25 protein-coding genes are annotated in these 20,274 nt (G+C 66.9%); 2 read left to right on the top strand and 23 right to left on the bottom strand.

Annotated elements, in window-relative coordinates; all coding sequences use genetic code 11:
• Positions 1 to 2: 2 nt before the first annotated feature.
• From rplP to EO081_RS12080, 20 genes are all read right to left on the bottom strand, one after another.
• A complete protein-coding gene (rplP, locus tag EO081_RS12175; protein WP_125961406.1) occupies positions 3 to 434 on the bottom strand; it encodes a 50S ribosomal protein L16 in 432 nt (143 codons plus the stop codon).
• A gap of 11 nt (positions 435 to 445) precedes the next feature.
• On the bottom strand, positions 446 to 1,153 hold the full coding sequence (gene rpsC, locus EO081_RS12170; RefSeq protein WP_129342161.1) for a 30S ribosomal protein S3: 708 nt from the start codon (positions 1,151 to 1,153) through the stop codon (positions 446 to 448).
• A complete protein-coding gene (gene rplV / locus EO081_RS12165; RefSeq protein ID WP_125961408.1) occupies positions 1,153 to 1,530 on the bottom strand; it encodes a 50S ribosomal protein L22 in 378 nt (125 codons plus the stop codon). The genes rpsC and rplV overlap by 1 nt, the downstream gene beginning before the upstream one ends.
• Positions 1,530 to 1,808, bottom strand: coding sequence for a 30S ribosomal protein S19 (rpsS, locus tag EO081_RS12160; RefSeq protein ID WP_125961409.1), 279 nt, complete (start codon positions 1,806 to 1,808; stop codon positions 1,530 to 1,532). Before rpsS ends, rplV begins: the two co-directional genes overlap by 1 nt.
• A gap of 4 nt (positions 1,809 to 1,812) precedes the next feature.
• Entirely contained in the window at positions 1,813 to 2,661 is an 849-nt protein-coding gene (gene rplB / locus EO081_RS12155; protein ID WP_129342160.1) for a 50S ribosomal protein L2, read from the bottom strand.
• On the bottom strand, positions 2,661 to 2,978 hold the full coding sequence (locus EO081_RS12150) for a 50S ribosomal protein L23 (RefSeq protein ID WP_125961411.1): 318 nt from the start codon (positions 2,976 to 2,978) through the stop codon (positions 2,661 to 2,663). Before EO081_RS12150 ends, rplB begins: the two co-directional genes overlap by 1 nt.
• Positions 2,971 to 3,597: a 50S ribosomal protein L4 gene (rplD, locus tag EO081_RS12145; RefSeq protein ID WP_129342159.1), complete on the bottom strand. Its 627-nt coding sequence runs from the start codon at positions 3,595 to 3,597 to the stop codon at positions 2,971 to 2,973. Before rplD ends, EO081_RS12150 begins: the two co-directional genes overlap by 8 nt.
• Before the next feature lie 2 nt (positions 3,598 to 3,599).
• Entirely contained in the window at positions 3,600 to 4,349 is a 750-nt protein-coding gene (gene rplC, locus EO081_RS12140) for a 50S ribosomal protein L3 (RefSeq protein ID WP_129342158.1), read from the bottom strand.
• Positions 4,350 to 4,654: 305 nt separating this feature from the next.
• On the bottom strand, positions 4,655 to 4,963 hold the full coding sequence (gene rpsJ, locus EO081_RS12135; protein WP_033921125.1) for a 30S ribosomal protein S10: 309 nt from the start codon (positions 4,961 to 4,963) through the stop codon (positions 4,655 to 4,657).
• Between the two features lie 241 nt (positions 4,964 to 5,204).
• Complete coding sequence (gene tuf, locus EO081_RS12130) at positions 5,205 to 6,401, bottom strand: elongation factor Tu (RefSeq protein WP_129342157.1); 1,197 nt, start codon at positions 6,399 to 6,401, stop codon at positions 5,205 to 5,207.
• Between the two features lie 76 nt (positions 6,402 to 6,477).
• The gene (fusA, locus tag EO081_RS12125; protein ID WP_129342156.1) at positions 6,478 to 8,571 is read right to left on the bottom strand and encodes an elongation factor G; all 2,094 of its coding nucleotides are present in this window, start codon (positions 8,569 to 8,571) and stop codon (positions 6,478 to 6,480) included.
• Positions 8,572 to 8,666: 95 nt separating this feature from the next.
• Positions 8,667 to 9,137 carry a 30S ribosomal protein S7 gene (gene rpsG, locus EO081_RS12120; RefSeq protein ID WP_125961416.1) on the bottom strand — a complete coding sequence of 157 codons (471 nt, stop codon included), beginning with the start codon at positions 9,135 to 9,137 and terminating at the stop codon, positions 8,667 to 8,669.
• Between the two features lie 52 nt (positions 9,138 to 9,189).
• On the bottom strand, positions 9,190 to 9,561 hold the full coding sequence (gene rpsL / locus EO081_RS12115) for a 30S ribosomal protein S12 (RefSeq protein WP_086129340.1): 372 nt from the start codon (positions 9,559 to 9,561) through the stop codon (positions 9,190 to 9,192).
• A gap of 258 nt (positions 9,562 to 9,819) precedes the next feature.
• The gene (locus EO081_RS12110) at positions 9,820 to 11,115 is read right to left on the bottom strand and encodes a Xaa-Pro dipeptidase (protein ID WP_129342155.1); all 1,296 of its coding nucleotides are present in this window, start codon (positions 11,113 to 11,115) and stop codon (positions 9,820 to 9,822) included.
• 118 nt (positions 11,116 to 11,233) lie between these two features.
• Positions 11,234 to 11,842: a DUF4142 domain-containing protein gene (locus tag EO081_RS12105; protein WP_129342154.1), complete on the bottom strand. Its 609-nt coding sequence runs from the start codon at positions 11,840 to 11,842 to the stop codon at positions 11,234 to 11,236.
• 87 nt (positions 11,843 to 11,929) lie between these two features.
• On the bottom strand, positions 11,930 to 12,211 hold the full coding sequence (locus tag EO081_RS12100) for a hypothetical protein (RefSeq protein WP_129342153.1): 282 nt from the start codon (positions 12,209 to 12,211) through the stop codon (positions 11,930 to 11,932).
• A gap of 105 nt (positions 12,212 to 12,316) precedes the next feature.
• Positions 12,317 to 13,717 carry a dihydrolipoyl dehydrogenase gene (gene lpdA, locus EO081_RS12095; protein ID WP_129342152.1) on the bottom strand — a complete coding sequence of 467 codons (1,401 nt, stop codon included), beginning with the start codon at positions 13,715 to 13,717 and terminating at the stop codon, positions 12,317 to 12,319.
• Between the two features lie 26 nt (positions 13,718 to 13,743).
• Positions 13,744 to 14,133, bottom strand: coding sequence for an acyl-CoA thioesterase (locus tag EO081_RS12090; protein WP_129342151.1), 390 nt, complete (start codon positions 14,131 to 14,133; stop codon positions 13,744 to 13,746).
• Entirely contained in the window at positions 14,126 to 14,347 is a 222-nt protein-coding gene (locus tag EO081_RS12085) for a hypothetical protein (protein WP_129342150.1), read from the bottom strand. The genes EO081_RS12090 and EO081_RS12085 overlap by 8 nt, the downstream gene beginning before the upstream one ends.
• A gap of 40 nt (positions 14,348 to 14,387) precedes the next feature.
• Positions 14,388 to 15,707: a pyruvate dehydrogenase complex dihydrolipoamide acetyltransferase gene (locus tag EO081_RS12080; protein WP_129342149.1), complete on the bottom strand. Its 1,320-nt coding sequence runs from the start codon at positions 15,705 to 15,707 to the stop codon at positions 14,388 to 14,390.
• 125 nt (positions 15,708 to 15,832) lie between these two features.
• Between EO081_RS12080 and EO081_RS12075 the strand changes: the two genes are divergently transcribed.
• The gene (locus EO081_RS12075; protein ID WP_129342148.1) at positions 15,833 to 16,288 is read left to right on the top strand and encodes a universal stress protein; all 456 of its coding nucleotides are present in this window, start codon (positions 15,833 to 15,835) and stop codon (positions 16,286 to 16,288) included.
• Between the two features lie 47 nt (positions 16,289 to 16,335).
• Here EO081_RS12075 and EO081_RS12070 read toward each other — a convergent pair whose 3' ends face one another.
• Positions 16,336 to 16,605: a hypothetical protein gene (locus EO081_RS12070; RefSeq protein ID WP_206364377.1), complete on the bottom strand. Its 270-nt coding sequence runs from the start codon at positions 16,603 to 16,605 to the stop codon at positions 16,336 to 16,338.
• Between the two features lie 288 nt (positions 16,606 to 16,893).
• On the opposite strand from EO081_RS12070, the gene EO081_RS12065 reads away from it, so the two are divergent.
• Complete coding sequence (locus EO081_RS12065) at positions 16,894 to 18,186, top strand: M20/M25/M40 family metallo-hydrolase (RefSeq protein ID WP_129342147.1); 1,293 nt, start codon at positions 16,894 to 16,896, stop codon at positions 18,184 to 18,186.
• Positions 18,187 to 18,737: 551 nt separating this feature from the next.
• On the opposite strand, the gene EO081_RS12060 is transcribed toward EO081_RS12065, so the two are convergent.
• Positions 18,738 to 19,166, bottom strand: coding sequence for a DUF3617 domain-containing protein (locus EO081_RS12060; protein WP_129342146.1), 429 nt, complete (start codon positions 19,164 to 19,166; stop codon positions 18,738 to 18,740).
• A 73-nt stretch (positions 19,167 to 19,239) separates the two neighbouring features.
• Complete coding sequence (locus EO081_RS12055; RefSeq protein WP_129342145.1) at positions 19,240 to 20,151, bottom strand: Hsp33 family molecular chaperone HslO; 912 nt, start codon at positions 20,149 to 20,151, stop codon at positions 19,240 to 19,242.
• Positions 20,152 to 20,274 lie beyond the last annotated feature (123 nt).

The following is a 20,274-nucleotide window of genomic DNA, read 5'->3' as shown; positions in this document are numbered from 1 at the left end:
TTTCAACCCTCCAGGTGCGAGGTGTCGCCCAGACGGGCAACGACCTTGACCGCGATCGGCAGCTTCATGGCTGCACGCTCGAATGCCTCTGCCGCGAGCGGGCCGGGAACGCCGTCCAGCTCGAACAGGATCCGGCCCGGCTTGACGCGGGCGACCCAGAACTCCGGCGAACCCTTGCCCGAGCCCATGCGGACTTCGGCCGGCTTCGACGAAACCGGAACGTCCGGGAACACGCGGATCCAGAGACGTCCCTGGCGCTTGATGTGGCGCGTGATCGCGCGGCGAGCCGCCTCGATCTGGCGAGCGGTGATCCGCTCCGGCTCCATCGCCTTCAGCCCATACGAGCCGAAGTTGAGCGCGGTGCCACCCTTGGCGTCGCCATGGATGCGGCCCTTGAAGGCCTTGCGGAACTTGGTGCGCTTTGGTTGCAGCATTTTCCTAGTCCTTAGCGGCGGTCATCGCGGGCCGGGCGCACGCCGGAGGTCTGAGCCTCCAGCATCAGCCGGTCCTGCGCCATCGGGTCGTGGCCGAGGATCTCGCCCTTGAAGATCCAGACCTTGACGCCGCAGACGCCATAGGCGGTGTGCGCCTCGGCCTCTGCATAGTCGACGTTCGCGCGCAGCGTGTGCAGCGGAACGCGGCCCTCACGATACCATTCGGTCCGTGCGATCTCGGCGCCGCCGAGACGGCCGCCGCAGGTGATCCGGATGCCTTCGGCGCCCAGGCGGAGTGCCGACTGCACCGCGCGCTTCATGGCACGACGGAAGGCGATGCGGCGCTCGAGCTGGTCGGCGACGCCCTGTGCGACGAGCTTGGCGTCGATCTCGGGCTTGCGGATCTCGACGATGTTCAGCGACACGTCGGACGAGGTCATCGCGGACAGCTTCTTGCGAAGCTTCTCGATGTCGGCGCCCTTCTTGCCGATGATCACGCCCGGACGGGCCGCATAGATCGACACGCGGCACAGCTTGGCCGGGCGCTCGATCACCACCTTCGAGATCGCGGCCTGGGGCAGCGTCTCGGTGATGTACTTGCGGATCTTGAGATCCTCCAGCAGCAGACGGCCATAGTCATGGCCTTCCGCGAACCAGCGGCTGTCCCAGGTGCGGTTGATCTGCAGGCGCAGACCGATGGGGTTCGACTTCTGACCCATTACGCTTCCTCCACCTCGGCAACGACGATGCGCACGCGGCTGAACGGCTTCAGGATGCGGGTCGACTTACCACGGCCGCGGGTAGCAAACCGCTTCATGGTGATCGACTTGCCGACCGAAGCCTCCTTCACGACGAGCGCGTCGACGTCGAGGTTGTGGTTGTTCTCCGCATTGGCGATCGCCGAGGCGAGGCACTTGCGGACGTCCACGGCCATCGCCTTCTTAGAGAAGGCGAGGATGTTCATCGCTTCACCGGCAGAGCGGTTGCGGATGAGGCCGGCGACGAGGTTCAGCTTCTGGGCCGAACCACGCACCTGCGTGGCGACTGCCAGTGCTTCCTTCTCGCCCACGCGGCGAGGGGCTGCCTGCTTGCTCATCAGCGCTTACCCTTCTTGTCGGCGGCGTGGCCGGGGAAGAAGCGGGTGGGTGCGAACTCGCCGAGCTTCATGCCCACCATCTCTTCGTTGACCGACACCGGCACGAACTTGCGACCGTTGTACACGTTGAACGTCAGGCCGACGAACTGCGGCAGGATCGTCGAACGACGCGACCAGGTCTTGATCGGACCAGCGCGCGTACCGGCTTCCTGAGCGGCCTCCGCCTTCTTCAGCAGGCTCAGTTCGACGAACGGGCCCTTCCAAACAGAACGAGCCATTCTATCAGCCCTTCTTCTTCGCGTGACGCGACCGGATGATCATCTTGTCGGTCGCCTTGTTGTGGCGCGTGCGCGCACCCTTCGTCGGCTTGCCCCACGGGGTGACCGGATGACGGCCGCCCGAGGTCCGGCCTTCACCACCGCCGTGCGGGTGGTCGACCGGGTTCTTGGCAACGCCGCGGGTCAGCGGGCGCTTGCCCAGCCAACGGTTGCGGCCCGCCTTGCCGAGGTTCTGGTTCTGGTTGTCCGGGTTCGAAACCGCACCGACCGTCGCCATGCACTCCGCACGGATGTAGCGCTGCTCGCCCGAGTTCAGGCGAACGATGACCATGCCCTTGTCGCGGCCCACGACCTGCACGTAGGTGCCGGCCGAACGTGCGATCTGACCGCCCTTGCCGGGCTTCATCTCGACGTTGTGGACGATGGTGCCGACGGGCACCTGGCCCAGCTCCATCGCGTTGCCCGGCTTCACGTCGGTCTTGCGACCGGCGATCACCTTGTCACCGACGCCCAGACGCTGCGGGGCGATGATGTAGGCCAGGCTCTGCTTGCCGTCGGTCTCGCCATAGTTGACGAGCGCGATGAAGGCGGTGCGGTTGGGATCATATTCGATCCGCTCCACGGTGCCCTCGACGTCCCACAGGCGGCGCTTGAAATCGACGATGCGATAGCGCTGCTTGTGGCCGCCCGCGATGCCGCGCGACGTCACGTGGCCCTTGTTGTTGCGGCCGCCGGTCTTGGTCTTGCCCTCGGTCAGCGCCTTTACGGGGCGCCCCTTGAACAGACCCGAACGGTCGACGAGGACCAGGCCGCGCCGTGCCGGCGAGGTCGGGTTGTAATGCTTGAGTGCCATTACGCCATGGTCCCCTGCGTTACGTCGATCGACTGGCCTTCGGCCAGGGTGACGATCGCCTTCTTGATGTCCGTGCGCTTGTAGGCTTCGCCCTTCCAGCGCTTGGTCTTGCCCTTGACGACGATCGTGTTCACGCCGGTGACCTTCACGTCGAACAGCGCTTCAACCGCCGCCTTGATCTCGGGCTTGGAGGCGGTCTTCGCCACCTTGAACACGACTGCGTTCTGCTCCGACACCAGGGTCGACTTCTCGGTGATGTGGGGCGCGAGCACCACGTCGTAGTGGCGGACGTCGACCGCCTTGCTTGCCTTAGCCATGGAAGCGCGCCTCCAGCTTCTCGACAGCGGCGCGGGTGAGCACCAGCGTGTCATGCTTCAGGATGTCGTAGACGTTGGCACCACCGGCCGGCAGCACGTTCACGGCCCGCAGGTTGCGAGCGGCGAGCGCGAAGCTCGTCTCGACGGCATCGCCGTCGATCACCAGCGCGGTCTTGCCGAAGCCCAGCTTCGACAGGTTGCCGGTCAGCGCCTTGGTCTTGCCGTCCTCGACCGTGAGGCCGTCGACGACGATCAGCGAACCCGCCTTGGCGTGGCTCGACAGCGCCATGCGCAGGCCCAGGGCGCGGATCTTCTTGTTCAGCGACGGATTGAAGTCGCGAACGCGCGCACCGTGAGCCTTACCACCGCCGACGAAGACGGGAGCGCGGCGATCGCCGTGACGAGCCACACCGCCGCCCTTCTGGCGACCGAGCTTCTTGCCGGTGCGTGCGACGTCGGCACGCTCGCGGGTGCCACGGGCGGTGCCGCGGCGCTTTTCCAGCTGCCACGTCACGACGCGGTGCAGGATGTCGGCACGCGGCTCGACGCCGAACACCTCGTCCTTCAGCTCGATGTCGCCGCTCTCGGCGGCGTCGAGGGTCTGTACCTTGACCTTCACGTTCAGCCCTCCTGGCCTTCGGTCGCCTCGGGAGCCGCCTGTGCGGGCGCCTCGGCCGGGGTTTCGTTGCTGTTGGCGACGGCCTTCAGGCCGGCGGGATACGGAGCGTCGGCATGGCGCGCGACCTTCACCGCGTCCTTGACGACCAGCCAGCTGCCCTTGTGACCCGGGACCGAGCCCTTCACGAAGATCAGCCCGCGCTCAGCGTCCGTCGAGACGATCTCGAGGTTCTGCTGGGTGCGGTTGCGGTCGCCCATGTGGCCGGCCATCTTCTTGTTCTTGAAGACGCGACCCGGATCCTGGCGGTTACCGGTCGAACCGTGCGAACGGTGCGAGACCGACACGCCGTGCGTCGCGCGCAGACCGCCGAAGTTCCAGCGCTTCATGGCGCCCGCGAAACCCTTACCCTGGGTCTTGCCGGACACGTCGACGAGCTGGCCGGCGACGAAATGGTCCGCCGAGATCGTCGAACCGACGTCCAGCAGCGCATCGTCGGCGACGCGGAACTCGCAGACTTCCATCTTCGGCTCGACCTCGGCCTTGCCGAAGTGGCCGCGCTGCGGCTTGGCGACGTTCTTCGCCTTGGCAGTGCCGGCACCGATCTGCACCGCGACATAGCCGTCACGGTCGGCAGTGCGCTGCGCCACCACCTGAACCTCTTCCAGCGCCAGGACGGTCACGGGCACGTGGCGCCCGTCATCCTGGAACAACCGGGTCATTCCCATCTTCTTAGCGATCACGCCAGTGCGCATGACCCACTCCTCCAACAGAGGCTCGCCATCCCGGCGAGCTTGCCAACGAAAAAGGCCCCGGCCGCTTTCACGCTCCGGAGCCCCAGCCCTCACGACAAACGCCCCCGCCAGGGCCGGTCATCGAGGACAGTGCGGGCGAACCGCCTGTTTTTCCCTCGATAGCGGGGACGCGGACAACGGCTTTGATCGAATGATCCCCGGCCGTTCGGTATCCCGTAGCTGCTTTCCCAGCCTCTACCGCGACTTAGCGCGGGAAGCGAAAGCGCGACGCCCGGTGAATCACCAAGCGTCGCGGTGCCGGCGCATTACGCCAGCTTGATCTCGACGTCAACGCCGGCGGCGAGGTCGAGCTTCATCAGCGCGTCCACCGTCTGCGGGGTCGGCTGCACGATGTCCAGGAGACGCTTGTAGGTGCGGGTCTCGAACTGCTCGCGCGACTTCTTGTCGATGTGCGGGCCGCGGTTCACGGTGAACTTGTCGATGTGCGTGGGCAGCGGAATCGGACCACGGATCAGAGCGCCGGTACGACGCGCGGTGTCGGCGATGTCGCCGGCCGCCTGGTCGAGCACGCGATGGTCGAACGCCTTCAGGCGAATGCGGATGTTGTTGTCCATATCCCTACCGATGCGAAATGGTCACGACCCCGGCCGTCACCCCAACCGAAGCTGAGGGCTCGTGCCGCAGGCGCAGCGCCGGCGGGTTGAGATCCCGGAAGAAACCGGGATGGCGGAGAAAGAGCCGAAACTCAAAAAAACTGGAAGGCCGCCCTTACAGAGGCCTCTACAAAAAGGCAACCGCCCGGCACCCCCTTTTTGGGGATGCCGGGCGGCTGTTGTCAGTCGCCTTGTGAGCGGCTTACTTGTTGATTTCGCTGACCACGCCCGCGCCGACGGTACGACCGCCCTCACGGATGGTGAAGCGCTGACCAACGTCCATCGCGATCGGTGCGATGAGCTTGACGCCCAGCGCGACTTCGTCGCCCGGCATGACCATCTCGGTGCCTTCCGGCAGCTCGATCGTGCCGGTCACGTCCGTGGTGCGGAAGTAGAACTGCGGGCGGTAGTTGGCGAAGAACGGCGTGTGACGGCCACCCTCGTCCTTCGACAGCACGTAGACCGACGACTGGAAGTCGGTGTGCGGCTTGATCGAACCCGGCTTGGCCAGAACCTGACCACGCTCAACTTCTTCACGGCCAACGCCACGGATCAGCGCGCCGATGTTGTCGCCAGCCTCGCCCTGGTCGAGCAGCTTGCGGAACATTTCCACGCCGGTGACGACGGTCTTACGGACGGCTTCCTGGATGCCGACGATCTCGACTTCCTCGCCGACCTTCACAACGCCGGTCTCGACGCGGCCGGTGACGACGGTGCCGCGACCCGAGATCGAGAACACGTCTTCGATCGGCATCATGAACGGCTTGTCGAGCGGACGCTCCGGCTGCGGGATCGACTCGTCGACCGCTGCCATGAGGGCCAGGATCGCGTCCTTGCCGAGCTTGTCGTCCGAGCCCGAGAGAGCTGCGGTCGCCGAACCACGGATGATCGGAATGTTGTCGCCGTCGAACTCACGCTTGGAGAGCTCTTCACGGATTTCCATTTCGACCAGCTCAAGGATTTCCTCGTCGTCGACCAGGTCGACCTTGTTGAGGAAGACCACCATGGTCGGCACGCCGACCTGGCGAGCGAGCAGGATGTGCTCCTTGGTCTGCGGCATCGGGCCGTCGGTCGCGGCGACCACCAGGATCGCGCCGTCCATCTGGGCGGCACCGGTGATCATGTTCTTCACATAGTCGGCGTGGCCCGGGCAGTCGACGTGCGCATAGTGACGCTTGTCGGTCTCATACTCGACGTGCGCGGTCGAGATGGTGATGCCGCGCTCGCGCTCTTCCGGAGCCTTGTCGATGTTGGCGAAGTCGACGGCGGCGTTGCCCGCGACGTTCTCGGCCAGCACCTTGGTGATCGCTGCGGTCAGCGACGTCTTGCCGTGGTCGACGTGGCCGATGGTGCCGATGTTGAGGTGCGGCTTGTTCCGCTCGAATTTCGCTTTTGCCATTTTCCTACCTTCTGATTCGAATCCGCTGCCGCATCAGGGGCCACGCGAACGCGGCCCCATAGCGACTGTTTGGGGGTTACGCCAGCTTCGCCTTCACTTCGTCCGCCACGTTCTGCGGCACTTCGTCGTAATGCGAGAACTGCATCGAGTACTGCGCACGGCCCTGGGTGAACGAGCGGAGCTGGTTCACATAGCCGAACATGTTGGCCAGCGGCACCATCGCCTCGACCACCTGCGCGTTGCCGCGGCTGTCGGTGCCCTGGATCTGGCCACGACGGCTGTTCATGTCGCCGATGACGTCGCCCAGATAATCCTCCGGGGTAACGACCTCGACCTTCATGACCGGCTCGAGCAGCTTGATGCCGGCCTTCTGAGCGGCCTCACGCATCGCGCCGCGGGCGCAGATCTCGAACGCCAGCGCCGACGAGTCGACGTCGTGGTACTTGCCGTCGATCAGGTGCACTTCGAAGTCGATGATCGGGAAGCCGATCAGCGAGCCCGTCTGCGCCGTCTCGCGGAAGCCCTTCTCCACCGACGGGATGTATTCGCGCGGGATGTTGCCGCCCTTGATCTCGTCGAAGAACTGGTAGCCCGAGCCACGCTCGCCCGGCTTCACCTGGACCTTGACTTCACCGAACTGGCCCGAACCACCCGACTGCTTCTTGTGGGTGTAGGTCAGCTCGACGGGCTTGGCGAGATACTCGCGATACGCCACCTGCGGCGCACCGACGTTCGCCTCGACCTTGAACTCGCGCTTCATGCGGTCGACCAGGATCTCGAGGTGGAGCTCGCCCATCCCCTTGATGATGGTCTGGCCCGACTCGTGGTCGGTCGAAACGCGGAAGGAGGGATCCTCGGCGGCCAGGCGGTTGAGCGCGATGCCCATCTTTTCCTGGTCGGCCTTGGTCTTCGGCTCCACCGACAGCTCGATCACGGGCTCGGGGAATTCCATCCGCTCCAGGATGATCGGGTTCGACGAGTCGCACAGCGTGTCGCCGGTCGTGGTCTCCTTGAGACCCGCGATCGCGACGATGTCGCCGGCGCGCGCTTCCTCGATGTCCTCACGCGAGTTCGCGTGCATGAGGAGCATACGGCCGATCTTTTCCTTCTTGTCCTTCACCGAGTTCAGGTAGCTGCCCTTGGTCAGCGTGCCCGAATAGATGCGGGTGAAGGTGAGCGAGCCGACGAACGGATCGTTCATGATCTTGAAGGCCAGTGCCGAGAACGGCGCATTGTCTTCCGGCGGACGCGAGTCCGCGGTCTCGCCGTCGAGCTTCACGCCCTGCACGTCGGGAATGTCGAGCGGCGACGGCAGATAGTCGACCACCGCGTCGAGCAGCGGCTGCACGCCCTTGTTCTTGAACGCCGAGCCGCACAGGATCGGAACGAACGCCATCTCGAGCGTACCCTTGCGGATCAGCTTCTTGAGGTCGGCGACCGACGGCTCGTTGCCCTCGAGATACGCTTCCATCAGCGCATCGTCCTGTTCGACGGCCATCTCGATCAGGTCGCTGCGATACTTCGCGGCCTTTTCCTTCAGCTCGTCGGGGATGTCGCGATATTCGAACTTCGCGCCCAGGCTCTCCTCGAGCCAGATGATCGCGCGGTTCTCGACCAGGTCGACCAGGCCCTTGAAGCCGCCTTCCTCGCCGATGGGGAGATACAGCACGGCCGGACGGGCGCCGAGACGCTCGACGATCGTGTCCACGCAGTAATAGAAGTTCGCGCCGGTGCGATCGAGCTTGTTGACGAAGCACATCCGCGGAACTTTGTACTTGTCGGCCTGGCGCCACACGGTCTCCGACTGCGGCTCCACGCCGGCAACGCCGTCGAAGCAGGCAACCGCACCGTCGAGCACGCGCAGCGAACGCTCGACTTCAATGGTGAAGTCGACGTGGCCGGGGGTGTCGATGATGTTGATCAGGTGCTCTTCGCCCTTGCCCTCTTCAGCGCGCCACTTGCACGTGGTCGCCGCCGAGGTGATCGTGATCCCGCGCTCCTGCTCCTGCTCCATCCAGTCCATCGTCGCGGTGCCTTCGTGCACTTCGCCGATCTTGTAGGACTTGCCGGTGTAATAGAGGATGCGTTCGGTCGTGGTCGTCTTGCCGGCGTCGATGTGCGCCATGATGCCGATGTTGCGATAGCGCTCGAGCGGATGGCTGCGGGCCATGATCGTTCTTCCTTAGCGATGTGGGGAGCCGGTTGGCCCGGCTCCCCATCATATAGGTCGGTTGTGTTGCCAGCGGAAGACCGCCGGACCCGCCGTTACCAGCGGTAGTGCGAGAAGGCGCGGTTCGCTTCCGCCATGCGGTGCGTGTCTTCGCGCTTCTTGACCGCGTTGCCGCGGTTGTTAGCGGCATCCATCAGCTCACCCGACAGACGGGCTGCCATGGTGTTCTCGCTGCGGTTGCGGGCCGATGCGATCAGCCAGCGGATCGCGAGCGCCTGCGCACGCTCCGGACGGACTTCGACCGGAACCTGGTAGGTCGCACCGCCGACGCGGCGGCTGCGGACTTCGATGCCCGGCTTCACGTTGCCCAGCGCGTCGTGGAAGACGCCGATCGGGTCACGCTTGGCGCGCGCTTCGATGGTCTCGAACGCACCATAGACGATGGCTTCGGCGACGGACTTCTTGCCGTCCAGCATCACCGAATTCATGAACTTCGAAAGAACCTGATCCCCATAAACGGGATCGGGCAGGATTTCCCGCTTCTCGGGACGACGACGACGTGCCATCTGCTTTATTCCTTTAAAACTTCAGCCTGAATGGACCGCAACAGCGGCCGGCTTACTTCGGACGCTTGGCGCCGTACTTGGAGCGGGACTGACGGCGGTCCTTGACACCCTGGGTGTCGAGCACGCCGCGCAGCACGTGGTAGCGCACGCCCGGAAGGTCGCGCACACGGCCGCCGCGGATGAGCACCACCGAGTGCTCCTGGAGGTTGTGGCCCTCGCCCGGGATGTAGCTGATGACTTCGCGCTGGTTGGTCAGGCGAACCTTGGCCACCTTGCGCAGAGCCGAGTTCGGCTTCTTCGGGGTCGTCGTGTACACACGGGTGCAGACGCCGCGCTTCTGCGGGTTCTGCTCCATCGCAGGGACCTTGGACTTGGTCTTCTGCAGTTCGCGGCCCTTACGGACCAGCTGGTTGATCGTCGGCATGAAGCCCTTCACCTTTCAAACGGTTACTTTGCCGGAGTCGTGACAGGAATGCGCAAAGGCCACGCGGCGAGACGCCCCGGGGCCTTAGGTCTCCAACAACGTTCAGCGCTGCCCAGCAGGTCGGGACCGGAAACCGGAACCATCCCATTGAACGGCCGCGCCTATACGCGCTCGCCCGCGCACGGTCAATGGCGGCGCGGGCGGCGCGCCGGGCCCCACCGCCGCCGTTCACGCCTTCACGAGGACGCCGCGGCCGCGTTAGCCGCCCGCGACCAGGTGACCGCCCTTCACCACCGCGGCGGGCCGTTCGAGCAGGGTCACATCACGGGTGGGATCGCCGTCGACCGCCACCAGATCGCCGAAGCGGCCGACGGCGATGGAGCCCACGTCGGCTTCGCGACCCAGCGCCTGCGCAGCATTCCAGGTGGCGGTGCGGATCGCGTCGAGCGGCGTCATGCCGAAGCGGACCATGACGGCGAACTGGCGCGCATTGTCGCCATGGGGATAGATGCCGGCGTCGGTCGAGAAGATCATGCGCGCGCCCGCCTTTGCCGCGCGGCCGAAGTTCTCGCGCTGGAGGGTGCCGACGCGGCGCTCCTTTTCGATATTCTCCGGCAACACGCCGTTCGCCTTGCCCTCGGCCAGCGTGTACTCCGTGTTGTAGACGTCGAAGCCGAGCCAGGTGCCGCGCTCCCGGGCGAGGCGGATGCCCTCGTCGTCGATGAAGCTGACGTGCTCGATCGTGTCGATGCCTGCGCGGATCGCGGCCTTGATCCCCTCGGCACCATGGGCGTGGGCGGCGGTCTTGAGCTTCCAGAAATGCGCCTCGTCGGCGACGGCCTTGAGTTCCTCTTCATGGAGCTGCTGGATGCCGGGCTCGGTGTTGCGGGAGAAGACGCCGCCGGTGGCGCATACCTTGATGACCTCCGCGCCATATTTGCGCTGCTCGCGCACCCGCTTCTTCAGCTCCTCAGGGCTGTCCCCCATGGCCGGCGAGACGCGCTGGAAGGAAGGCGGCAGGAAGGTCTCGTCGCAATGGCCGCCGGTGGCGCCGAGCGCATAGGCCGCGGGGACGATGCGGGGGCCGTCGATCCAGCCTTCCTCGATCGCCTGCTTCAGGCCGACGTCGGCGTAGTTGTCCGACCCGACGTTGCGCACGGTGGTGAAGCCGGCGCGCAGCGTCCGCGCGGCATTGCCCGCGGCCTGCGCCACCCAGAAGCTGTCGGTGAACTGGAGGCCGGTGTAGCCGCCGTATTTCGGATTGCTGGTGAGATGGACGTGCATGTCGATCAGGCCGGGGACGATCGTTTTGCCGGGAAGATCGATGCGAGTCGCGCCCGCCGGAATCAGCGGCCGCGCATTGCCGGTCGCGACCGAGGCGATGCGCCCGTCGGTGATCACCACCACCGGCTGATCGAGCAACCGGCCGCTCTGGACGTCGAGCATGCGATCGGCCGTCACCACGACCGTTTCCGAGCTTGTCGTCTGGCTGAATGCCGGCGGCGCGAATGCCGCCGCTGCGACCGCAGCCGCCACCCCCAAGTTCCGCATCATCGTCCCCCTGCACGCGTTCGCCCCCTTGGTCGGGGCGGATGCAGGCGGGGTCAATCCACTCAGGGGAGAAAATGCGGCGGGTGCGAAAGCGCAGAGCCCTCGCACCCGCCGCCGGGGGTTACATCCCCTGCACTTCCTTCAGATGGCCTTCGACCACCTTGGCGGTGTTCGAGGCAAAGGTCTTGAGCGAGGCTGCCTCGCCATTGGCGGCATAGCCCTGCAGCGCCGAGAGCGCCTGCTGGTGCGCCGCGACCTGCTGCTGCTTGTAGACATTGTCGAACTCGGCACCGCTAGCGGCGCGCAGCGCTTCCAGGTTCGCGTTCTGCTCGGCGGTGAGCGCCGGTGCCGGGGTGACGTTGGCGCTGGCGGCCGCGGTCTTCAGCTTGGCGGTGGAAGCGGTGTGATCCTTCACCATCTGCGCTGCGAACTGCTTGAGGGCCGGTGCCGTCGCCTTGTCCTGCGCGATCTTCGCCGATTCGATCTCGAACGTGTCGCTGGCGGCCATGGTGTTGGCGAAGCTCTGCGCGGTCAGCGCAGCCGCATCGGTCGCGTTGCCGGCGGTGGCGGCCTCGTTGCCGTCCAGCGTCTCGTCGGTCAGCATGGTGTCGTTGGCCATGCCGTCATCGGCGATCACCGTGTTGGTGTTGTCGGTGGCGGTACGATCGCCGCAGGCCGCTAGGCCCGCCAGTGCGGGCAACACGGCCCCGATCAGCAAAAGCTTCTTCATGCATTCTCTCCTTCGGGGCTGTGCAACGCAGTCTTCCCGCGCCCGTTCCTTCATTTGCGATGAAGCGTGGGCCGGCGGCCGTCCTGGTCAGCGAGCGGGGGCGGTGTCGTTGGCGATCGGCAGCGTCTCGTTGCCGGCGGGCATCGTCATGTTGCCGCCGGTGCCGTTGTCCATCATGGCGCCGTCCGCCCCGCCCGCGCTGCCCACGGCATTGGCCGGGTCTTCGCCGTCGTTCGAGAAGGCCATGTTATCGTAGCTGTCGTTGAGGACGACGTTCTCGTCGTTGGTCACGCGGACCTCTTCGCCGCCTCCACACGCCCCGAGCAGGGCAACGAGCGGCAGCATCAGCATCGGAACGGCTTTGGTCATGGCGGCGTCTCCTTCGCGGGCAACAACGTGCGTTCGCGAGGGCCGTTCCGAAGCCGCCGGCCAGTCGAGGGCGGCGGGCGGCGATCGCGCCGCCCGCCTGCCGGATCAGATGTGCAGGGCGCGCCCGTAGGCGGCGAGCACGCTCTCGTGCATCGCCTCGGACATGGTCGGGTGCGGGAACACCGTCTCCATCAGCTCGGCTTCCGTGGTCTCCAGCGTCTTGCCGACGGTATAGCCCTGGATCATCTCGGTCACCTCGGCGCCGACCATGTGCGCGCCGAGCAACTCGCCGGTCTTGGCGTCGAACACCGTCTTGATGAAGCCTTCTGCCTCCCCCAGCGCGATCGCCTTGCCGTTGCCGATGAAGGGGAAGGTCCCCGCCTTCACCTCATAGCCCGCTTCCTTGGCCTTCGCCTCGGTCAGGCCGACGCTCGCGATCTGCGGGTGGCAATAGGTGCAGCCCGGGATGTTGCGGACGTCCATCGCGTGCGGGTGCTTGCCGGCGATCGCCTCGACCGCGATCACGCCCTCGTGGCTGGCCTTGTGCGCGAGCCAGGGCGGCGCGGTGATGTCGCCGATCGCCCACAGGCCGTCGACGTTGGTCTTGCAGGTGGCGTCGGTTTCCAGGAAGCCGCGGTCGTTCATCGCGACGCCCAGTTCCTTGAGGCCAATGTCGGCGGTGTTCGGCACGATGCCGATCGCGACGATGACATGGCTGTACTCGCCGTCGAACGCCTTGCCGTCCTTGCCGGTGATCGTCGCCTTCACGCCGTTCGCGTCGGCCGCGATCTTGTCGATCTTGGCGCTCGTCAGGATCTTCATGCCCTGCTTGGTGAGCGACTTCTCCAGGAAGGTGGAGACGTCGGCATCCTCGACGGGGACGATGCGGTCCATCATCTCCACGACGGTCACTTCGGCGCCCATGTCGTTGTAGAAGCTGGCGAACTCGATGCCGATCGCACCCGAGCCGATGACCAGCAGCTTGCTCGGCATCTCGGACGGCGTCATCGCATGGCGATAGGTCCACACGCGCTTGCCGTCGGCAGGCAGGTTCGGCAGGTCGCGGGCGCGCGCGCCCGTCGCGACGATGATGTTCTTGGCCGAAAGCTCGGTGGTCTTGCCGTCGGCGCCGGTGACGCTCAGCTTGCCCTTTCCGGTCAGCTTGCCGGTGCCCATGTGCACCGCCACCTTGTTCTTCTTCATCAGGTGGGTGACGCCCTGGTTGAGCTGCTTGGCGACGCCGCGCGAGCGCTTCACCACCGCGTCCAGGTCGGCGCTGATCTTGTCGGCGACCAGGCCATAGTCCTTGGCGTGTTGCATATAGTGGAAGATCTCGGCCGAGCGCAGCAGCGCCTTGGTCGGGATGCAGCCCCAGTTGAGGCAGATGCCGCCCAGGTTCTCGCGCTCGACGATCGCGGTCTTGAGGCCCAGCTGCGCCGCACGGATCGCCGCGACATAGCCGCCCGGCCCGGAGCCGAGAACGATGAGGTCGTAGGTTTCAGCCATGGCTTGGTGCTTTCGTTCTGCGATTCTTAAGGTTGTACGGTGTTGATCGGGCGCGGGCGCCGGTGCTCGTCGATCGCGACGAAGACGAAGCGCGCCTGGGTCACCCGGCATTGTTCCTCGACGTGGCGGCCGCGGCGCCAGGCCTCGACCTCGATCGTCATGGAGGTGCGGCCGGTCTTCACCAGCTCGGCATAGACCGAGACCTCGTCGCCCACTGCGACAGGAGCGTGGAACTGCATCGCCTCCACCGCGATGGTGACGGCGCGGCCGCGTGCGTGGCGCGCCGCCGTGAGGCCGGCGGCCATGTCCATCTGGCTCATCAGCCAGCCGCCGAAGATGTCGCCATAGGGATTGGCGTCGGCGGGCATGGTGGTGACGCGCAGCGCCGGCTGGCCCTGGGGCGGCCCGTCAGTCATGGGCCACACCCTCGCGGGCGAAGCGCTGCTCGGCGATGGCGCGCTGCAGCTGGCGGATGCCGAGCACCACCACCACCAGCACCGCGCCCAGCGTCACCAGCTCGATGTCGTCCCGCGCGGGCCGGTAGGACCAGGCGGAGAGCATCCCCACCCCGACGACGGCGGCGACGCTCAACACGATCTGGATCAGCTCGATCGCAACCCGCATCTTCATCGCCGCGCTCCGTCCAGCAACCACCGGCTGCGCCCGAACCTCAAGCAAGCAAGCCCATCGGCTGCTCGACCAGCGCCTTGAACAGCTTGAGCATCTGCGCGCCGTCCGCACCGTCGATGGCGCGGTGGTCGAAGCTGCCGGTCGCCGTCATGACCGTCGCGACACCCAGCGCGTCGTCGACGATGTACGGGCGCTTCTCGCCCGCACCCACCGCCAGGATCATGCCCTGCGGCGGGTTGATGACCGCCTCGAACTGCTTGATGCCGAACATGCCCATGTTGGAGAGGCTGGCGGTGCCGCCCTGATATTCCTCGGGCTTCAGCTTGTTCTCCTTGGCGCGGCCGGCGAGCTCCTTCATCTCGGTCGAGATGCGGGCCACGCCCTTGGCGGCGGCGTCGCGGATGATCGGGGTGATCAGGCCGGTCGGGGTGGAGACCGCCACCGACACGTCGGCGCGGGTGTAGCTGACGAGCTGGTCGCCCAGGAAGGTCACGTTGCACTTCGGGCTCTGCTCGAGCGCGATGCCGAGCGCCTTGATGAGCAGGTCGTTGACCGACAGCTTTACGCCGCGCGCGTCCAGGCTCTTGTTGAGCTCGCCACGCAGCTTGAGCAGCGCGTCGAGGCGGACGTCGACCGTGAGGTAGATGTGCGGGATCGTCTGCTTCGCCTCGGTCAGGCGGCGCGCGATCGTCTTGCGGATGTTCGAGAGCTTCGACACCTCGTGCGGGATCGACTCGTCGTACCAGACCGCCTTGGTCTCCTGGCTGGGTGCGGTGCCGCCGGCGGGGACGCTGGCCCCGGCGCCGGCCGCTGCGCCGGGTGCGGGCGCCGCTGCCTTCGTCTGGCCGGGCTTGGCGCCGTCGAGGTCGGCCTTGACGATGCGGCCGTTCGGGCCGGAGCCGGCGAGGCCAGCCAGATCGATGCCCTTTTCGGCGGCCAGGCGGCGCGCAAGCGGGCTGGCCTTCACGCGGCTGCCGCCGCTGGCCGGGGCTGCCGGAGCGGCGGCGGGCTTCGCCTCCGCCTTGGGCTCGGCGGCCGCGGGGCTGGCGGCGGGCGCCGGGGTGGCGGCCGGCGCAGGGCTTGCCGCTGCGGGCGCCTCGATCGTGCTGGCGTCCTCACCCTCGCCCGCCAGGATCGCGATCACGGTGCCGACCTTCACATTGTCCGAGCCCTCGGCGACGAGGATCTTGGCGATCACGCCCTCGTCCACCGCCTCGAACTCCATCGTCGCCTTGTCGGTCTCGATCTCCGCCATCAGGTCGCCGGAACGAACGGTGTCGCCCTCTTTCACCAGCCACTTGGCGAGGGTTCCCTCCTCCATGGTGGGGGAAAGCGCGGGCATCTTGATTTCGATCGACATGGGTACAGCTGGATCCTCTCGGGGCTCTGGCCTTCCTTTGCCGTCACAGCCGCACCGGTCAACCCCGTGGGCTTGCGTGAACGGCCGAGCGTCGCCACGCTTGAAACCAAAGGGGAGCGTTTTCGATGCGTACGTATCTGGTGGTGATCGACGAAAGTCCCGAGTCGCAGATCGCGCTGCGCTTTGCCGCGCGGCGCGCGGTGAAGACCGGCGGCTCGGTCGAGATCCTGGCGCTGATCGAGCGGCCGGAGTTCGTCCAATGGGGCGGCGTGATGGCCACCATGGAGCAGGAAACCCAGCAACGCGCGCAAGGGCTGGTTGCTGCCGCCGCGGGCACGCTGCTGGAGGAGTCGGGGCTGAAGCCCGCGCTGACGGTGCGCGAGGGCGACGGCCCGGCGATCGTGCGGGAAATGATCGCCGGCAACCCGGACATCGCCGCGCTGGTGCTGGGCGCGGCCGCGAGCGGCGCCCCGGGGCCGCTGGTCAGCCACTTCTCCGGCACCGACGCGGGCACGCTGCCGGTGCCGGTGATGATCATCCCCGGCAGCCTGGATCGCGACGCGATCGACCGGCTGAGCTGAGGAAGCGGGGGCGGCACCGGCCGGCAGCCGCCCCCGCCCCGCCCGCGTCAGGCGGGGCCGCTCGTCACAAAGGCACCGTTGACGCCGACCGCGAAGAAGCCGCCGGAACCCGTCGACGCGGCATTCAGATAGACGATGTTGAGCACCTGGCCCGTCGAGCGGCTGAACGCGATGCCGTCTTCGTCCGCCGGCACCAGATTGGCATCGCCGTCCATCGTGATCCCCTGATCCAGATCGCTGCTGCCGTCGAGCGAGTCGCGCGCGTCGCTGATCCGGTCCGCCGCGGCGATGAGGCTCCCTGTCGAGGTTACCTCCATGCGGCACCGGACGGCATTGCCCCGTCCGCCGGGGAGCGAGCACGGTAAAAATGGCCGACCAAAATTCCCGGCGCAGCAACGCCGCACCACCAGATTAAGTCGCAGGGTTTCGGAAGTATCTATTGTATACTCAAGTGACGGACGCTTTTTTCAACTTGATTACCTAATTGGATCGCGAGGCATAGTTGTAGCGCACCGCAGCATTTACCGCTCCGGGTTGCCCGCTGCTGGATCGCGTGCATCCGAAGTCGCTTGAGTGCATCTGGCCGGACCGGCATGATCGTGCAGATGCGAACCCTTCTCCTGCTGCCGCTGCTCGCCCTCGCCACCCCCGCTGCCGCGCGGGAGGCGCCCAGGCCCGAGCGGATGAAGGCCGATGTCGAGAAGCTGGTGTCGTTCGGCACCCGCCACACGCTGTCCTCGCCCGACGACCCGGTTCGCGGCATCGGCGCGGCGCGACGCTGGTTCGCGAACGAGATGGGCCGGATCGGCGAGGCGTGCGGCGGCTGCATCGAGGTCGCGAACATCGCCCGCGGCTTCACCGGCCCGCGCGCGCCAAACGGCGTGCAGATCGTCGACGTGCTCGGCTTCCAGCAGGGACGCGATCCCAAGCGGGTGGTGATCGTGATGGGGCATATCGACAGCCGCGTTACGGATGTCATGGACGTGACCAGCGACGCGCCGGGCGCCAACGACGACGCCTCGGGCGTGGCGCTGGTGCTGGAGGCGGCGCGGATCCTGTCCAAGGAGAAGTTCGACGCGACCATCGTCTATGCGGCGCTGTCGGGCGAGGAACAGGGGCTGTGGGGCGGCGAGCTGCTCGCCGACACCGCGCGCGAACGCGGCTGGACGGTGAGCGCGGTGCTCAACAACGACATCGTCGGCAACACGATCGGCCTCGACGGGCGGCGAGTCGCGGATCGGGTGCGGGTGTTCTCCGAAGGCATCCGCAGTTCCGAGTCGCTGGAGCAGCAGATCGCGCGCCGCGCCGCCGGCGGCGAGGACGACGGCCCCAGCCGCGCGCTGGCCAAGGCGATCGATGGGCTGGCGGGCGCGCTGCCGGGCGGCGTCGACGCGGTGCTGGAACGGCGCCCAGATCGCTTCGGGCGCGGCGGCGACCACGAGCCGTTCCTGAAGCTCGGCTATCCCGCGGTGCGCTTCTCGGTCGGCGTCGAGAACTACGACGCCCAGCACCAGGACCTGCGCACCGAAAACGGCCGCGTCTATGGCGACACGCTCGATCGGATGGACTTCCCCTATCTCGCCAGGGTGACGGCGCTGAACGTGGCGACGCTCGCGCGGCTGGCGGCGGCACCGGCCGCGCCCGAGGGGGTGACGATCGCGGGCGCGCTCAGCACCGACACGACGGTGCGCTGGCAGCCGGTCGCAGGCGCGGCCGGCTACCGCATCCGCTGGCGCGGCAACGATCGCCAGGACTGGACGGACAAGGTGGACGTGACGGGCACCAGCCATGTGCTGAAGGGCGTGATCGTCGACGACCATTTCGTCGGCGTGTCGGCGCTGGCCAAGGACGGCAGCGAGAGCCTGGTCAGCTTCGCGGGCCGGGCGCCGCGCGGCTGACGCCTGGATGGCGCGCCGATCTCACCCCGTGCGGGACTGGCGTTCCGGTTTTTCCATGCGGGAGGGATCGGCGTCCTGGACCGGGTCGAAGAGCCGCCATTCGCCCCGGATGTCGTCGCGGAGCATTCCGTCGCCACAGCGCACGCACCGGGCACGAAAGTCGATCCCGTCGTGCCACACACGTTTGGCGTGCTTGTGGCCCATCACCTTGCATAGCCAACCCACGGATCGTCTCCCGACTCTCCCCTGCTATCTGCTTCGCCCCCCAAAGCCCGTGGCCGCGACGGAGCGCAGCAAAGCGCGACTCCTATACGCTGCGCTGCAAAAAGACGCCATGCCGCAAACGACCGCACGTGGCCGGGCTCGGTTGAATTGCGTACGTAGTACTACGTAGAGCAAAGGGAGGGTTCGGCGGGTGTGGGCGGGATGCCGGCACGCGCGGGCGCACAAAGAACGGGCCGCTGAAGAGCGGCCCGAGGATCATGTCGTTAGGGGAACATGCGCCGCATTTCGGCTGTCCCATGCCTAGAACGGCCAGCATAAACCCAGCCTTAACGACCGCGACCGTTCCTGCAGCTGCCCAGGCGGCGAACCCAATATTCATCCTGAAACGGCAAGCCGTCGGCGATGCCCTGGGTCTCGACCGTCATCGCGTGCGAGGTGTTGACGGTGATCGTGGTGCGGCCATGGCCGGCACCCGGGCAGGTGTAGTGCACCGTGGCGCGGCTGGCGCCGTCGTCGATCACGAATCGCGAGCATTGCGCGCTGCCGTGACGGAGCTGGATAAGCGCGCCGACATCGCGGACGCAGAGATTGCGCCCTCCGGACTTTGCACCCCGTTCCCGGACCTGCCACAGGCCCGGTTCGATCGAAGCTGTCGCCTTCAGCCCGGAGCCGGGAGCGACGGCTACGGCAGATGCCGCGCCAAGCATCGCCACCACTGCGGCCAGAACGGCGCGCGTTGCGCCCCCACCCCTCATGTCTCACCTTCCGTTTGCCGCAGCGCGGCAGCCCCCGCCGCGCATGTGGGGGCTGCCTGCCGGGGATGCAACGTCAGGAGAGCGCCGCCTCGAACGGCACCGGGAACTTGGTGGCGCAAAAGGCGCAGTCGACGGTGATCAGGCCGTTCTCGTCGGCCATCTCGCGCCGCTCCTCCTCCGGGAAGCCCGACAGCACCTGCTGGATGTAGGTCACATCGCAGCGGCAACCCCGGCTCATCGCCGTGCTTCCCTGCACCAGCACCTCGCGCTCCTCGTTGAACAGGCGCCAGACCAGCGTCTCCAGCGCAAGCGCCGGGTCGGTGAGCTCGTCCGCACCCATGGTGGCGCCGAGTGCCTCGACATGCTGCCACTGCGGATGATCGAGCCGGGTGTGGATCCGATCGCGCCCCTCCTCGCCATCGGGCAAGTGCTGCAGGAACAGCCCGCCCGCAACCGGACGGCCGGCGGCATCGCGACCGACGCCCAGGCGCACCAGGCTCGGGATCTGCTCCGACTGGAGGAAGTAGCTCTGCGCAGCATCGGCCAGCGACTCGCCGTCCAGGGGCACGATGCCCTGGTAGCGCTCGCCGGTCACCGCCTGGTCGAAGGTGATCGCCAGATAGCCGTTGCCGAACAGCGCGAACAGCGACGGCGCCTCCGGCAGCGCCGCCAGGCGCTCGGCGTCATAGTCCACATAGCCGCGCAGCTCCCCGGCCTTGAAGTCGCAGACCATCAGCCGGACGACGCCGTTCTGGGTCTGCGCCTGGAGCGTGAGCTGCCCCTCCTCGCCCTTCAGCGTCGAGCCGAGCAGCGCGGTGAGCGCCAGCGCCTCGGCCAGCAGCGTCTCGATCGCCGGCGGATAGGCGTGCGCGGAAAGGATCGAATCGAGCACCGGCCCCAGCCGGGTGATGCGGCCGCGTGCGTCGCGGTCGGGAATGGTGAAGCCGATCGCGCGGTCGAGATCGGTGGCGGTGGGTTCCTGCATGGTGTCTACCGTTCGGGCTGAGCCTGTCCGAGCCCTGCCCTTCCCCTTCCGCCCGCATGGGAGAAGAAGAGCGGCCCCGGTGAGGGGGCGAACGGCGCTCGGTGGTGTGGAACAGAGATAGGA

Source organism: Sphingomonas desiccabilis (assembly GCF_004135605.1).
Classification (GTDB): Bacteria; Pseudomonadota; Alphaproteobacteria; order Sphingomonadales; family Sphingomonadaceae; genus Sphingomonas; species Sphingomonas desiccabilis.
This window is presented reverse-complemented; position numbering and strand designations above follow the sequence as displayed.